A 14,685-nucleotide genomic window follows, 5' to 3' on the forward strand; every position below is an offset into this window, starting at 1 on the left:
CCATCGCGGGAGTCTAGCTGGCGCGGGCCACGTACTGACCCATCTCACGGACGACGTCATTGACGCACTCCGCGCGGGTCAGGAACGGCAGGTGGATGACATCGGCGTGGGTACCGAGCGCCGTCAGCAGATGCAGGCCGTCGGGATCGACGCCCAGGACATACGGCGGCTGCGCCGGGTCGGCGGACCCGGCCAGCATGGCCAGGTCAGAGCCGAAGCGCGCCCGGATCTCGTCCGCGAGGCCGGGCGCCGCGCATGCCAGGGGGTCAGACGGGACCGCGTCCAGGCAGCCCGCGTGGACGGTGCCCTCGTGCCCCAGTCGGCGGATGTCGAGGTCGCCGAGCTCGATCTCGATCTCGACCACCCAGCCCTCACCCTGCCGGGCCGCACGCGCCACGCCGAAGCCGTACAGGCTCGCGACGTGGACCTTGGCCTCGACGATCGGGGCGAACTCGTCGATCATGACGACCACCTCGACCGACTCTCCCGGGGCGACCATCAGCGCGGACCAGGGGGCCGGGGTCCCGGTGACGATGATCGCCCCCTCCCCGACCCAGCGATGGCCGGCGGAGACCATGACGTCCGAACGGTTCTTGGTTCCGCGTACGGCGACAGTTGCGATGCCGGCGCCGTCGAGCAGGCGGCGCGCGCCGGTGGCGATCGGATCCGACACGACCGGGTGCGCTGCCATCGATTGCCTCCAGAGATCGGCCCCGCCCGCCGATGCGTTAGGTGACCCTCGCCTTACTTAGGTACCCCTAAAGTGCCCGACGGTGCGGAGCCTGTCAAGAGGGCCACCGATTTTCGCACCCCCTCGCCCTACAGTGGGGGGGGTGACCGACGCCACAACCGATGCCACAACCGACGCCGCAGCCCCTTTCCGGCCCCATCCCGACACGGCGCGGGTCCACGCCTTCCGTGACGACGCGCTCGGGTACGACGACGCCACCGCCGTCGCGGCGCGGGTCCGCGGCGGCGAGGTGTCGCCGGTCGAGCTCGTCGAGGCCGCCATCGAACGATGCGCGCAGGTCGACCCGGCGCTCGGCGCCCTGGTCTTCACCGACTTCGACAGGGCCCGCGAGCACGCGCGCCGGACCGCGGACTCGCATCTGTCCTCGCCTTTCGCCGGCGTGCCGTCGGCCTTCAAGGACGCGGTGCAGGTCGAGGGCGCCCCGATGCGGCTCGGCTCGCCCGCCGTCCCCGACTCCCCCGCGTTGCACGACGGCGAGTACGCGCGGGCGTTCCGCGCCACCGGCCTGATCCCGTTGGGCATCACCGCCATGCCCCCGTTCGGCTGGACCGCCGCAACCGAACGGCAGGGTGGCCTGGTGACCCGCAACCCGTGGAACACCGGCCGCACCAGTGGCGGTTCCTCGGGTGGTTCCGCGGCCCTCGTGGCCGCGGGGGCGTTGCCGATCGCGCACGCCAACGACGGCGGGGGGTCGATCCGGATCCCCGCGGCGGTCACCGGGCTGGTCGGGTTCAAGCCGAGCCGGGGTAGGCACACCGACGAGAAGTTCTCCCGGGGCATGCCGATCCCCATCGTGTCGCAGTCGGTGGTCTCCCGGTCCGTCCGGGACACCGCCACGTTCCTCACCGCGTTCGAGGCGAGCCACCTCCCGGTCGGCGTCCCCCCGGTGGGCCCCGTCGCCCCCGTCCCGGCACGGCGCCTGCGCATCGGGCTCGTGGAGCAGAGCCCGGCGGGCGGTGCGACCGATGCCGCGACCCTGGCGGTCCTCCGCGAGACCGCCGCGCGGCTGGCCGAACTAGGCCACGAGGTGGTGCCGACCGAGGCTCCCGTCCCGACGGGGTTCCGGGACGATTTCATCGCCTACTGGGGGCTGCTCGCGCTGAGCACCTCATCATCCGGGCGCAGGCTCTTCGACCCCGCCTTCGACCCCGCCGAGCTCGACCCCTTCACGGTCGGGCTCGCTCGGATGGCCCGACGGAACATCGCCTCGCTTCCCCTGCACCTACTGCGGTTGGCGAGGACCCGGCGGCAGTTCGACGCCCGGTTCGGCGACATCGACGTGTACATCAACCCGGTGGTCGCCCACGAGACCCCGGAAGTCGGGTACCTGGACGCGGACCTGCCGTTCGAGACCCACCTCGAGCGGGTCTCCAACTGGGTCACCTTCACCCCGCTGCAGAACATCGCGGGGTCCCCGGCCGTCTCGCTACCCACCGGACACGCGCCGGACGGGATGCCCGTCGGCGTGCACTTCTCCGCCCGCAGGGGGCAGGACCGGCTCCTGCTGGAGCTGGCCTCGGAGTACGAGGCCGCCCATCCGTTCGCCCGGATCTGGGAGTGAGGCTCACTCCCCCAGCAACTGGGTGACGCGCGGCCCGACCCGCTGACGCAGGATCACCTCGGTGCGGGTGCGCAGGACGCCGGGCGTGGAGATGATGGCGCTGAACACCTCCTCGAGGTGGGCGTGGTCCCGCGCGACGACCCGGCAGACGACGTCGAACTCGCCGGCGATGCTCACCACCTCGAGCACCTCACGCACCTGTGCCAGCCCCGCACACGTCTCGTCGAGCCTGGCCTGCGCCACCTGGATGTGCACGAGCGCGCCCAGCGGGTACCCGAGGGCGGCGGGGTCGAGCCTCGGCGCCCACGAGGCGAGCACACCGCGCGCCTCCAACTTGTCGAGCCGGGCCTGGGCGGTGCCCCTGGCCACCCCGAGTCGCCGCGAGAACTCGCGGACCCCGACGCGCGGGTCGGACAGGACGATGTCGAGGAGCCGCCGGTCAGTGTCGTCCAGGTTGGGTGAAGGGTCCATGTGTCCACGGTAGACGACGACGAGGTGGGCAGCTGGTCCAGTTGTGACGCGCACACGGGGCCCCGAATGTGCAGAATGTTCTCTCGCCGACTGGCCGCGTGACGTGCCTCACAGTTCGTCCTAGCCTGGGGGGACATCGTTCGTATCGCGAAGGCCAGGTGTTGATCATGACCTCTCTCCTCCACCCCACGGACGGCGCGCATGACGACCTGCCGCGGACCGGGCAATCGGACGCCGGATCGTTCTCCCTCTCCGATCGCTACACGCGCGAGAGCGGCACGGTCTTCCTCTCCGGGATCCAGGCACTGGTCCGGACGGTCCGCGACCGGGCACGGCTCGACCGCAGGCAGAATCTGCTCACCGCGAGCCTGGTCAGCGGCTACGAGGGATCGCCGCTCGCGGGCTACGACCTCGAACTGGCCAGGCGTCACGAGTTCCTCGAGCCGTTCGACGTCGTGCACCGCCCCGCCCTCAACGAGGAGGCGGGCGCCACGGCGGTGATGGGGTCCCAGCTCGCCCGGCGCACGGGCACCCTGCGCTCCACCGCCAACACCGGCGGCGCCGCCCTCCAGGGGGTCGTGGGGTACTGGTACGGCAAGGCGCCCGGCCTGGACCGTGCCACCGACGCGTTGCGGCACGCCAACCTGATCGGTACCGATCCCACCGGCGGCGCGGTGGTGCTGGTCGGCGACGATCCCGGCGCCAAGTCCTCCACCGTGCCGTGCGCGTCCGAGTTGGCGCTCGCGGACCTGTACATGCCGACGCTCTACCCTGCGGACCCGCAGGACGTCCTCGACTTCGGCGTCCACGCGGCGATCCTGTCCCGGGTCTCCGGTCTTTGGTCCGCGATGAAGATCTCGGCGCACGTCGCGGACGCCTCGGCGACCGCCCTCGTCGATCCCGACCGGATCCTGCCCGTGTACGGCGACCTCGGGACGAGCCCGCACGTGCCGTCCGGTCGGCTCCTGGGGGCCAGCCTCATGGAGCTCGAGCAGAACCAGCTCACCATCCGCCTCCCCCGTGCGCTGGAGTACGCCCGCCTCAACCGTCTCAACCGGATCGTGCAGTCGACCCCGGACGACCGGATCGGCGTTGTCGCGGCCGGCAAGACCTACCTGGACGTCCGCGAGTCGCTGCGCCGCCTCGGGATCGGCGACGACGAGCTTGGCCGCCGCGGGATCCGCATCCTCAAGCTGGGCATGATCTACCCCCTGGAGCGCACGATCCTCGACGAGTTCATGTCCGGTCTCGACGAGGTGATCGTGGTGGAGGAGAAGCGAGACTTCATCGAGACCATGATCCGGGACATCCAGTTCCGCAAGCCCGGGGTGGCGAACGTGGTCGGCAAGGCGCACGAGGACGGGTCCACCCTGTTCAGCCGGTTCGGCGAGCTCGACGTCGATTCCGTCACCCGCGGCCTGGCGCAGCGTCTCGGCCCGGTCCACGGAATCGAATCGGCTCGGGCCTGGCTCGACGGCCCGGGACGCGGACGTTCCCGGATCGCGCTGCCGCTCGCCACGAGCCGCACCCCGTACTTCTGCTCGGGGTGCCCCCACAACAGCTCGACCAAGGTCGCCGACGGCACGCTCGTCGGCGGGGGCATCGGCTGTCACGCGATGGTGCTCATGATGGACGAGGAACAGGTCGGCCACGTCACCGGAGTCACCCAGATGGGCGGCGAGGGGATCCAGTGGACCGGGATGGCGCCGTTCCTCACCGAGCGGCACATGGTGCAGAACGTCGGCGACGGCACCTTCATGCACTCGGCCTCCCTGGCACTCCGGGCCGCCGTGGCCTCCGGCGACAACATCACCTACAAGCTCCTCTTCAACGGGACGGTGGCGATGACCGGCGGTCAGGACCCGGTCGGCGAGATGACCCTGCCCGAGATCCTCCGGCTCCTGCAGGCCGAGAAGGTCGCGAGGATCGTCGTCACCACCGACGACGTCAGGGCGACCCGGTCCCGGGGCCTGCCGAGGGGAGTGGAGGTCCGCGACCGGGTGGACACCCTCGAGGTGCAGCGGGAACTCGCGGCCGTCCCGGGGGTCACGGTTCTCGTGCACGACCAGTACTGCGCGGCCGAGAAGCGCCGCCACCGCAAGCGTGGCACCTATCCCACGCCGGACGAGCGGGTGGTGATCAACGAGCGAATCTGCGAGGGATGCGGGGACTGCGGCCGGAAGTCCAACTGCCTGTCGGTCCATCCGGTGGAGACCGATTTCGGTCGGAAGACGCAGATCGACCAGTCCACCTGCAACTTCGACTTCTCGTGCCTGGAGGGCGACTGCCCCGCGTTCGTCACCGTCGCCCCCGGTGAGAAGTCCCGGCGGGTGACGTCCGCGCCTGCCCTGGCGGCCGACGCGATCCCGGAACCGGCCCGCGCCGGGGTCGCGCCCGACCGCGGTTTCTCCCTGCGGCTGACCGGGATCGGCGGGACCGGCATCGTCACCGTCTCGGCGATCCTCGCCACCGCGGCCGTCCTCGACGGCCACTCGGCGCGCACCCTGGACATGACCGGGCTCGCCCAGAAGGGCGGCGCGGTGGTCTCCGACGTCCGCGTGACCCGCACGCCGACCGAACAGCCCCCGAAGATCGGGGCCGGCGACTGCGACCTCTACCTGTGCTGTGACGGCCTGGTCGGCGCGGACAGCACCCACCTGAAGGTGGCCGCTCCCGATCGCACCACGGCGGTGGTCTCCACCACTCAGATACCCACCGGGAAGATGGTGATCGACACCTCCGAGCACTACCCGACCACCTCGGACATCCAGGCGATCATCGACCCGACCACCTCGCGCGGGCTGTACCTCGACCCGGGGGCGCTCACCGAGCAGATCTTCGGGTCCACCCAGACCGCCAACATGCTCATGGTCGGGGCGGCGTACCAGAGCGGGGCCCTGCCGATCTCGGCGCAGTCGATCGAGCGGGCGATCGAGCTCAACGGGGTGGCCGTCGACGCGAACCTGCAGGCCTTCCGTCGCGGCCGGCAGGCGGTCGCCGAGCCGAACGCCCTGGCGGCGTTGGCGGCCGGGTTGCACCGCCCGGCCGGAACGGCCACGGCGGGCCGGCACGTGCCCTCCCCCGCGGCGGAGCGACTGCTGACCCACCTCGACGCCGACGCCTCCGACGAGCTCCGCGACGTGGTCGCGCTCCGGGTCGACGAACTGATCGGCTACCAGGACGAGGCGTACGCGGCCGACTACGTCCGGCGCGTGGAGGAGGTCCGCGCCGCCGGGTCCCTCGAGGACGGCGACCCGGCTGGGCCGACCTCCGAGCAGCTCAGCCTCGCCGTGGCCCGCAACCTGTTCAAGGTGATGGCCTACAAGGACGAGTACGAGGTCGCCCGCCTGGCCGTGGATCCACAGTTCGCGGCGCAGCTCGACGAGGACTGGGGCGAAGGGGCGGTGGCCAGACTGAAGTTGCATCCCCCGGTGCTGCGCGCGATGGGAATGAAGAAGAAGATCTCGATCGGCCCGCGGGCCATGCCGGCGATGAAAGGGTTGGCCCGGATGAAGCGACTGCGCGGCACGCGGATGGACCTCTTCGGCTACGCGGAGGTCCGCCGCGTCGAGCGTGAGCTGCTGGCCGGGTACCGGGATCTCGTCGCCGACTTGGCCTCGGAGTTGCGGCGCGCGGGCCCGGTGGGCAAGGACGCCACCTGGCGGGCGACCGCGGTGGCGCTCGCGGAGCTGCCGGACATGGTCCGCGGCTACGAGCACGTCAAGCTCGCGAACGTCGAGCGCTACCGGGAGGAGATGGCCCGCCTCCGGTCCGCCCTCACCTGATCGGCACACACCCGGGCAGGCGCTCAGGACCGCAGCGCCGCCGAGGCCATCGCCGTGAGCACGCGCCGAAGGTCGGCCTCGGCCATGGCCGGCAGCCGGGGGCTCGAGTTGAGGAGCCCGAACACCGCGTGGACGTGGGCCCGCGCCTCGATCGACGAGAGCTCGGGACGCACCCGCACCAGGGCGTCCACCCACAACTGCGCGTACTCCCGCTGCAGGGTGCGCACCTCGTGCCGGGGAGCGGCCGGCAGGGAACCGAGGTCACGGAACTGCACGCTGATGAGATCGGGCTCCGTGGCGACGAAGTCCACGTGCACCCCGAGCAGGGCATCGAGCACGTCCGCCGGCTCGCCGGCCCGCTCGACCGCCGCCCGCCCGCCGTCTCGCAGGCGCCGGGAGATGTCGAGCAGCATCTCGGCCAGTACGTCCTCCTTGGAGGTGAAGTACCGGTACATTCCCGGCCCGGAGATCCCGACCTCGGCACCGATGTCGTCCAGCCGCACGGCGTGGAATCCGCGCCGGGCCATGAGGCGGGCGGCGGCCACGAGGATCTCGTCGCGGCGCCGGGCCTTGGCCCGGGCGCGCGGGGTCAGCGGGGCCGCGGCGTCCTGCCGCTCGCCCACGCCGCTGCCCCCGGCCCCGGTCTCCGTCATCTCAGTGCCATCTCGGAAGCGCCGTCTCAGTGGAAGAAGTGCCGGGCGCCGGTGAAGTACATGGTGATCCCCGCCTTCTCCGCGGCCTCGATCACCTCGGCGTCCCGCACGGACCCGCCGGGCTGGACCACGGCGCGCACGCCGGCCTCGGCGAGCACCTCGAGACCGTCCGCGAAGGGGAAGAACGCGTCCGACGCGGCGACCGACCCGGTGACCCGCTCCCCCGCGCGCTGCACGGCGAGCCGGGCGGAGTCGACGCGGTTGACCTGGCCCATGCCCACGCCCACGGTGGTCCCGGACTGCGCGAGCAGGATGGCGTTGGACTTGACCGCGCGGCACGCGCGCCACGCGAACAGCAGGTCGCGCAGGGTCTGCTCGTCGGCGTCGTCGCCGCACGCCTTGGTCCAGCCGGCGACCACGTCGCCGTCCGCGTCGAGCGAGTCACGTTGCTGGACCAGCACGCCGCCGGAGATCTGCTTGCGCTCGAACTCGCCCTCGGCGGGCGCCTGCGCGGAGAGGATGCGGATGTTCTTCTTGCGCTGCAGGATCTCCACGGCACCGTCCGCGTAGGACGGGGCGATGATCACCTCGGTGAAGATCTCGGCGACCTGCTCCGCCATCTCCACCGTGACCTCGCGGTTCGCGGCGATCACGCCACCGAACGCACTGACCGGGTCGCACTCGTGCGCGGCGCGGTGGGCGGCCGCGATGTCGGCGTCGATCGCGATGCCGCACGGGTTGGCGTGCTTGATGATCGCGACGCACGGCTCGGCGTGGTCGAAAGCGGAGCGCCACGCGGCGTCGCCGTCGACGTAGTTGTTGTAGCTCATCTCCTTGCCGTGCACCTGGGTGGCCTGGGCGAGGCCGGGCGCGGCGGCCGCGTCGGTGTAGAGAGCGGCGCTCTGGTGCGGGTTCTCGCCGTAGCGCAGGGTGGCGGCGAGGTCGAGGCTCTGCCCCTGCCAGACCGGGAACTCGCCGGAGCCGCCCGCTGCCCCGTCGCCCGCGCCGTCCGCGGTCTGTGCGGTCATCCACGTGGCCACGGCGACGTCGTAGGCGCCGGTGTGGCGGAACGCGGCGGCGGCCAGGCTGCGGCGCTTCTCGAGGGTGAAGCCACCGGCCGCAACGGCCTCGAGCGCCTCGCCGTATCCGGCGGGGTCGACGAGCACAGCCACCGACGGGTGGTTCTTCGCGGCCGCGCGGACCATCGACGGTCCGCCGATGTCGATCTGCTCGACGCAGGCGTCGTAATCGGCGCCGGAGGCGACGGTGTCGGTGAAGGGATAGAGGTTGACGACGACGAGCTCGAACGGTTGCACACCGAGGTCGGCGATCTGCTCGAGGTGCTCGGGCTTGCGGGTGTCGGCGAGGATGCCGGCGTGAACCCGCGGGTGCAGGGTCTTGACGCGGCCTTCGAGGCATTCCGGGAACCCGGTCAGCGCGTCGACGGGCGTCACGGCGACCCCGGCGTCGGCGATACGCTGCGCGGTCGAGCCGGTGGAGACGATCTCGACCCCGGCGTCGGCGAGCCCCCGGGCGAGCTCGGTGAGCCCGGTCTTGTCGTAGACGCTGATGAGTGCGCGGCGGACGGGCCTGCGGGAATCGGTCACGTTAGGTGCACCTTTCGACCTTCGATGTGGAGTCGGCCACGGGCGGCGGCCGCGAGGACGTCGACGAGCATCTCGCGCTCGACGACCTTGATGCGTTCATGGAGGGTGGCCTCGGTGTCGTCCGGGTGGACGTCGACGGCACGCTGGGCGATCACGGGTCCGGTGTCGACGCCGGCGTCGACCAGGTGGACGGTGCTGCCGGTGACGGTCACCCCGTAGGCGAGCGCGTCGCGCACCGCATGGGCGCCGGGGAACGACGGCAGCAACGCCGGGTGGGTGTTGAGCACGCGACCATCGAACCGTCCGAGGAACACGGCGCCGAGGATGCGCATGAAGCCCGCCGAGACCACCCAGTCGGGATCGAACCCGCTCACCACGTCGGCGAGGGCGCGGTCCCAGTCGGCGCGGTCGGCGTGGTCGCCGGGCCGGACGACGGCCGTCGGGAGGTCGGCGCGGCCGGCCCTGGCGACGGCCTCGCAGTCGCGGTCGGAGACCAGCGCGACGATGCGGTACGGGCAGCCGGGGGCGTCGGCGGCGTCGAGCACGCTCTGCGCGAGGGTCCCGGAACCGGACGCCATCACCACGACGCGGCGGGCACCGGCAGGGTCGGCATCAGGGGAGCCGGCGCTGGGTGGAGAGGCGCTGGGTGGAGAGGCGCTGGGGGTCTCGCTACCGACCACGTCCGGCTCTCCTACCCGTCGATCCTCAGACCCACCGGGAGCGCGGGCCACGGCTGGGAGTCTAGTCGGCCGCCCCTCTGCCCTCGGCAGGCAGACCGGTCGGATCGTCGGAGTCGGACTGTGCATCGCCGGGTTCGGCATCGTCGGCGACCGTGTCCCCACGCCGGGTGTCCTCGGGCTCGCCCTCGTCGAGCCGGACCTCCTCGAACTGATCCTCGGCGGGCTGACCCTCCGCGGGCTGCTCCTCCGCCGGCCGTGGGTCCTCGACCACCGCCGGTGATGGCGGACCCCCGGCAACCGTCGCGTCCTCGTCGGCAGCCGGGTCGAGGTCTGGCTGCGCGTCCACCTCGGCTTCCGCGGCGGTGTCGGAAGCGGCGACCTCGTCGTCGACCCCGGCGCTGTCGACCCCGGCGTCCTCGACACCAGCGTCCTCGACACCTGACGTGCTGGCCTCGCCGACCTCGCCCACCCCGCTCCCGGTCGCGTCCTCGACCGGATACTCCGCCGGGTTCTCGACCGGGTCCTCGACCACCCGGGCGGTCCCGGCGCGGCGACGACGCCGCTCGAGTTCGCTCTCGGCCCGCTCGCGGCGCCGAGTCAGGCCCGCCAACGACAAGGCGATCGTCGCCGACCCGATGATGCCGAACAGCACCAGGGCCATCGACGCCGCGATGAGCGAGCCCGTCCCGACCATGCCGAGCATCCCCAGCCGGCCGCCCGCGATGACCGGGCTCACCGCGACCACCAGAGCCACGATCCCGGCGGCCAACCAGGTCGCCTTGACGGCGTCCCCCGTCGTGCGGAACCAGTGCGCGACCGACCTCGCGAGCCCGGCCGCCACGAACACCGTCACGAGCAACAGGCCCTGCACGACCCAGTGCGGGTTCGTGGTGGGCAGGACGGCCGCCAACGGCACCTCCGGCATCGGCCCCCGGGACACCGCGAACACGCTGTAGGAGGCCTCGCCCAGGTGCGCCTCCCCGCCCACCATGAGCGCGGCCCCCGTCATCACCACGTTGGGCAGGTACGCCACCGAGATGCCCGCGAGCGCGGCCGCGCCCACGACGCCCTTGCCGATCTCCAGGACCGACCCCACCGGCTCCCACGCCATCACCAGGCCGACCAGCACCAGCAGTGTCGCGACGGCCCACGTCGCGGCGACGAACGCGGCGCCCAGGTGGATCCCCCCGCGCACCCACAGCGGCAGTATCTCGCGCAGGTCGCGACGGAAGTACAGCCACACCCCCAGCCCCGAACCCACGATCCCCACACCCGCGGTCCACAGCAACGCCGTCGGCAGGGCCGACTCGCGCACCGCGAAATCCGAGGCGGCCGACCCGACCAGCAGCGTCGCCAGCCCGGTCAGCAACAGCCCCGCCAGCGTCACACCGGCCATCGCCGCACCCGCCTCGCGCGGGCCCGGCTGCTCGACGTCCGCCAGCACCGCACGGGTCTGCCGGGCCAGGACCGCCACATAGATCAGCGCGGGCAACAACGGGAGGAACCCCAGCTCGACCCGGTCCACGGTCAACGGCACCCGGTTGACCACCAGCCACTCCACCGCGACCACCGCGAACAGCGAGTCGAACCCGTCGGCGGCGAACAGCAGCACCGCCAGGGTGAGCGCCGCCAGCACCAGTACGGAGACGATGACGGGCAGCGCCGCGGCGGCCGCCGTCCACAACAACGAGCGGGCACCCGCGGGCGACCGTCTCGCAGCGGGCCGGATGACGCGTGGGGGACTCACTCTGACAACCGTAGATACCCACCGGCGCGGGGCACCCCCGGCACGCCGCGACCCCCGCCATCCGGGGATGACGGGGGTCGCTGGGTAGTGCGCACTCGCGGTCGCCGGGAGGGCCACCGCGGGTGGATCACATGGCGTCGAGAAGATCCTTGGCCAGCTGCGCGGTCTCGGACGGCGTCTTGCCGACCTTGACGCCCGCGGCCTCGAGGGCCTCCTTCTTGGCCTGCGCGGTGCCCGCGGAGCCGGAGACGATGGCGCCGGCGTGGCCCATCGTCTTGCCCTCGGGGGCGGTGAAGCCGGCCACGTAGCCGACGACCGGCTTGGTGACGTTGGCCTTGATGTAATCGGCCGCGCGCTCCTCGGCGTCGCCGCCGATCTCGCCGATCATGACGATGACCTTGGTCTCCGGGTCGTTCTCGAAGGCCTCGATGCAGTCGATGTGCGTGGTGCCGACGATCGGGTCGCCACCGATGCCGATGGCGGTCGAGAAACCGTAGTCGGCCAGCTCGTACATCATCTGGTAGGTCAGGGTGCCCGACTTGGACACCAGACCGACCGGCCCCTTGCCCGCGATGTTGGCCGGGGTGATACCGACCAGCGACTCGCCCGGCGTGATGATGCCCGGGCAGTTGGGGCCGATGATGCGGGTCTTGCCGCCCTTGGCGACGTTGTAGTTCCACGCGGTGGCGGTGTCCAGCACCGGGGCACCCTCGGTGATGACCACGGCGAGCCCGATCTCCGCGTCCACGGCCTCGATGATCGCGTCCTTGGTGAACGGCGGCGGGACGAACAGAATCGTCGTGTCGGCGCCGGTGGCCTCCATGGCCTCCTTCACGGAACCGAACACGGGCAGCTCGACGTCGTTACCGTCGGCGTCCTTGTGGGACACCGTCGTGCCGGCCTTGCGGGCGTTGACGCCGCCGACGATCTGGGTACCGGCCGCGAGCATGCGGGCGGTGTGCTTGCTGCCCTCGCCGCCGGTGATGCCCTGGACGATGACCTTGTTGTCCTTGTTGAGGAAAATCGACATGTGTGTAAGGTCCTTTAGCTTCTTACTTGGCGGCCAGCTCGGCGGCCTTGTCGGCGCCGGAGTCCATGTTGTCGGCCAGGGTCACGAGCGGGTGGTTCGCCTCGGCGAGGATCTTGCGACCCTCCTCGACGTTGTTGCCGTCGAGCCGGACCACGAGGGGCTTGTTGGCCTCGTCGCCCAGGATCTCGAGGGCCTTGACGATGCCGTTCGCGACCGCGTCACACGCGGTGATGCCGCCGAAGACGTTGACGAACACGCTCTTGACCTGCTCGTCATTGAGGATGACGTCGAGACCGTTGGCCATGACCTCGGCAGAGGCACCGCCGCCGATGTCGAGGAAGTTGGCGGGCTTGACGCCGCCGTGGTTCTCGCCCGCGTAGGCGACGACGTCGAGGGTCGACATGACCAGACCGGCGCCGTTGCCGATGATGCCGACCTGTCCGTCCAGCTTGACGTAGTTGAGGTCGTTCTCCGCGGCCTTCTGCTCGAGCGGATCCGTGGTGCCCGCGTCGGCGAAGTCGGCGAAGGTCTCCTTGTGACGGAACTCGGCGTTCTCGTCCAGGGTGACCTTGCCGTCGAGGGCGAGGATCTCGTCATTCGGCGTACGGACGAGCGGGTTCACCTCGACCAGCGTGGCGTCCTCCTTGATGAAGACGTCGTACAGCTTGGCGATGGTCACCGCAGCGGCGTCCAGCACCTCCTCCGGCAGGTGGCCGGCCTTCGCGATCTCGCGGGCCTTGGCCTCGTCGACACCGACCGTGGGGTCGATGTTGATCCGGGCGAGGCGGTCCGGGGACTCCTCGGCGACCTGCTCGATCTCGACGCCGCCCTCGACCGAGCACATGGCCAGGTAGTTGCGGTTCGACCGATCGACCAGGAAGGAGATGTAGTACTCCTCCGCGATGTCGCTGGCCTCGGCGACCAGCAGGTTCTTGACGATGTGGCCCTTGATGTCCAGGCCCAGGATGTCCTCGGCCCGGGCGCGGGCCTCCTTGGCATCCTCCGCCAGCTTCACGCCGCCGGCCTTGCCACGGCCTCCGACCTTGACCTGCGCCTTGACGACGACAGGCTTGCCGATCTCGGCCGCAACCTTCTCGGCCTCTTCCGCGGTGTCCGCGACGCGCCCCGGGGTGGTGGGCACGTCATGCTTCGCGAAAAGAGCCTTTGCCTGGTATTCAAAGAGATCCATCAGCTCACCATCTTGACGTGGGTAGATTCGCCCGGCCCTGTTGAAAGCCGAGTCCTGCCTCATCCTAGGCGCGTGGTGTGTCCCCCGTCGCACACTGGGGGTAGATGTGTGTAGTGGATCACACCGGACGGCAGTCCGAACCGTCACACCCCACACATGGGCACCCCGGAGCCCCTCGGGCACCACGAGTCACACCGGTGTGACGCACCCCTCCCTCACGCGCCGCCGACAACCTTGCGGCACCGTTGCCGATCCGTTACGTTGGACGACGTTCATCACGAAAAGATCACGGCGCGAACGCAGAGGGGAAACGACACGGTGCAGAAGTCGCAATTCGAGGAAGCCGCGACTCCCGTCGTCATCCCCCCTGCCGGTGCGCACCGGGTCGGCCGTCACCGGATGCCCGCGCCGCCGCACGCACTGCGCGGTCGCGCAGCCGTCCTGGCCGTCGCGGCCGGCGCCGCGGTGACCGCGGCTTCGGCCGGCTCCGCCATGAGCGACACGAGCACCCACTCGGCCGAGGCCGGGGACATCGCCCTGCTCGCCAACGGGGAGCCCGCCCCCGCCACCTCCGCGCCCGGTGCACCGTCGACCTCGGCGCCGGCGACGCCCTCGGCCCCGGCGCCGGTCGTCGTGCCGGCCGCTGCCGACGGCTCGTCCACCGATGACATCAGCTCGACGATGCTGTACGCGGGCACCGAGATCAACGCCCAGCGCGAGATCGCCGAGGAGCAGGCGCGACGGCCGAAGGTCGTCATCCCCGCGATCGGCGCGTTCACCTCCCCCTATGCGATGCGGTGGGGCGTGATGCACTCGGGCATCGACATCGCCAACGTCAACGGCACGCCCATCCTGGCTGCCACGGACGGCGTCGTGGTCGACGCGGGCCCCGCCCAGGGCTACGGCAACTGGGTTCGGATCATGTCCGACGACGGCACCATGACGGTCTACGGCCACATGGAGACCGTCGACGTCCAGAAGGGCCAGCGCGTCTACGCCGGTCAGAAGATCGCCGGTATGGGCAACCTCGGTTTCTCGACCGGCACCCACCTGCACTTCGAGGTGCTCGTCAACGACGGCCAGCAGCACGTCGATCCCGTCATCTGGCTGGCCGAGCACGGTCTCGACGTGCTCGCGGGTAGCGTCGCCTCCGCCTTCGGTAGCTGACAGTTCGACCTGTTCCGGCCGGGCCCACTCGATAGTTCGAGAGG

The 14,685-nt window shown here is 71.2% G+C and carries 11 protein-coding genes; 3 read left to right on the forward strand and 8 right to left on the reverse strand.

Annotated elements, in window-relative coordinates; translation table 11 throughout:
- Positions 1 to 13: 13 nt before the first annotated feature.
- Positions 14 to 691 carry a hypothetical protein gene (locus tag AB5G72_RS12205; protein ID WP_154828365.1) on the reverse strand — a complete coding sequence of 226 codons (678 nt, stop codon included), beginning with the start codon at positions 689 to 691 and terminating at the stop codon, positions 14 to 16.
- Positions 692 to 833: 142 nt separating this feature from the next.
- Here AB5G72_RS12205 and AB5G72_RS12210 point away from each other — a divergent pair, with 142 nt between their 5' ends.
- Complete coding sequence (locus AB5G72_RS12210) at positions 834 to 2,312, forward strand: amidase (protein WP_440219974.1); 1,479 nt, start codon at positions 834 to 836, stop codon at positions 2,310 to 2,312.
- A gap of 3 nt (positions 2,313 to 2,315) precedes the next feature.
- Here the strand turns inward: AB5G72_RS12210 and AB5G72_RS12215 are convergent, their stop codons facing one another.
- On the reverse strand, positions 2,316 to 2,783 hold the full coding sequence (locus AB5G72_RS12215) for an Lrp/AsnC family transcriptional regulator (RefSeq protein ID WP_067717341.1): 468 nt from the start codon (positions 2,781 to 2,783) through the stop codon (positions 2,316 to 2,318).
- Positions 2,784 to 2,950: 167 nt separating this feature from the next.
- Here AB5G72_RS12215 and AB5G72_RS12220 point away from each other — a divergent pair, with 167 nt between their 5' ends.
- A complete protein-coding gene (locus AB5G72_RS12220; RefSeq protein WP_440219975.1) occupies positions 2,951 to 6,568 on the forward strand; it encodes an indolepyruvate ferredoxin oxidoreductase family protein in 3,618 nt (1,205 codons plus the stop codon).
- A 23-nt stretch (positions 6,569 to 6,591) separates the two neighbouring features.
- Here the strand turns inward: AB5G72_RS12220 and AB5G72_RS12225 are convergent, their stop codons facing one another.
- The 6 genes from AB5G72_RS12225 to sucC all read right to left on the reverse strand — a co-directional run bounded on the left by AB5G72_RS12225 (position 6,592) and on the right by sucC (position 13,474).
- Positions 6,592 to 7,221, reverse strand: coding sequence for a TetR/AcrR family transcriptional regulator (locus AB5G72_RS12225; RefSeq protein WP_096907087.1), 630 nt, complete (start codon positions 7,219 to 7,221; stop codon positions 6,592 to 6,594).
- Positions 7,222 to 7,247: 26 nt separating this feature from the next.
- Entirely contained in the window at positions 7,248 to 8,828 is a 1,581-nt protein-coding gene (gene purH, locus AB5G72_RS12230; protein ID WP_440219976.1) for a bifunctional phosphoribosylaminoimidazolecarboxamide formyltransferase/IMP cyclohydrolase, read from the reverse strand.
- Positions 8,825 to 9,406, reverse strand: a complete 582-nt coding sequence (gene purN / locus AB5G72_RS12235) for a phosphoribosylglycinamide formyltransferase (RefSeq protein WP_440221494.1) — start codon at positions 9,404 to 9,406, stop codon at positions 8,825 to 8,827. Before purN ends, purH begins: the two co-directional genes overlap by 4 nt.
- Before the next feature lie 163 nt (positions 9,407 to 9,569).
- Entirely contained in the window at positions 9,570 to 11,255 is a 1,686-nt protein-coding gene (locus AB5G72_RS12240) for a cell division protein PerM (protein ID WP_440219977.1), read from the reverse strand.
- Between the two features lie 127 nt (positions 11,256 to 11,382).
- Positions 11,383 to 12,285, reverse strand: coding sequence for a succinate--CoA ligase subunit alpha (sucD, locus tag AB5G72_RS12245; RefSeq protein WP_067717326.1), 903 nt, complete (start codon positions 12,283 to 12,285; stop codon positions 11,383 to 11,385).
- A 22-nt stretch (positions 12,286 to 12,307) separates the two neighbouring features.
- Positions 12,308 to 13,474, reverse strand: a complete 1,167-nt coding sequence (sucC, locus tag AB5G72_RS12250) for an ADP-forming succinate--CoA ligase subunit beta (protein ID WP_067717323.1) — start codon at positions 13,472 to 13,474, stop codon at positions 12,308 to 12,310.
- A gap of 318 nt (positions 13,475 to 13,792) precedes the next feature.
- Here sucC and AB5G72_RS12255 point away from each other — a divergent pair, with 318 nt between their 5' ends.
- Positions 13,793 to 14,641, forward strand: a complete 849-nt coding sequence (locus AB5G72_RS12255; RefSeq protein ID WP_244200753.1) for a M23 family metallopeptidase — start codon at positions 13,793 to 13,795, stop codon at positions 14,639 to 14,641.
- Positions 14,642 to 14,685: the final 44 nt, after the last annotated feature.

Origin of the sequence: Dietzia sp. MNB45 (assembly GCF_051994785.1) — a bacterium.
Lineage (GTDB): Bacteria > Actinomycetota > Actinomycetes > Mycobacteriales > Mycobacteriaceae > Dietzia > Dietzia kunjamensis.

What these genes read in the sequence shown, in the direction of transcription:
- sucD (WP_067717326.1), bottom strand. Translation starts at nt 12,285, where the DNA reads ATGTCGATTTTCCTCAACAAGGACAACAAGGTCATCGTCCAGGGCATC.
- AB5G72_RS12225 (WP_096907087.1), bottom strand. Translation starts at nt 7,221, where the DNA reads ATGACGGAGACCGGGGCCGGGGGCAGCGGCGTGGGCGAGCGGCAGGAC.
- AB5G72_RS12205 (WP_154828365.1), bottom strand. Translation starts at nt 691, where the DNA reads ATGGCAGCGCACCCGGTCGTGTCGGATCCGATCGCCACCGGCGCGCGC.
- AB5G72_RS12220 (WP_440219975.1), top strand. Translation starts at nt 2,951, where the DNA reads ATGACCTCTCTCCTCCACCCCACGGACGGCGCGCATGACGACCTGCCG.
- purN (WP_440221494.1), bottom strand. Translation starts at nt 9,406, where the DNA reads ATGGCGTCCGGTTCCGGGACCCTCGCGCAGAGCGTGCTCGACGCCGCC.
- AB5G72_RS12215 (WP_067717341.1), bottom strand. Translation starts at nt 2,783, where the DNA reads ATGGACCCTTCACCCAACCTGGACGACACTGACCGGCGGCTCCTCGAC.
- sucC (WP_067717323.1), bottom strand. Translation starts at nt 13,474, where the DNA reads ATGGATCTCTTTGAATACCAGGCAAAGGCTCTTTTCGCGAAGCATGAC.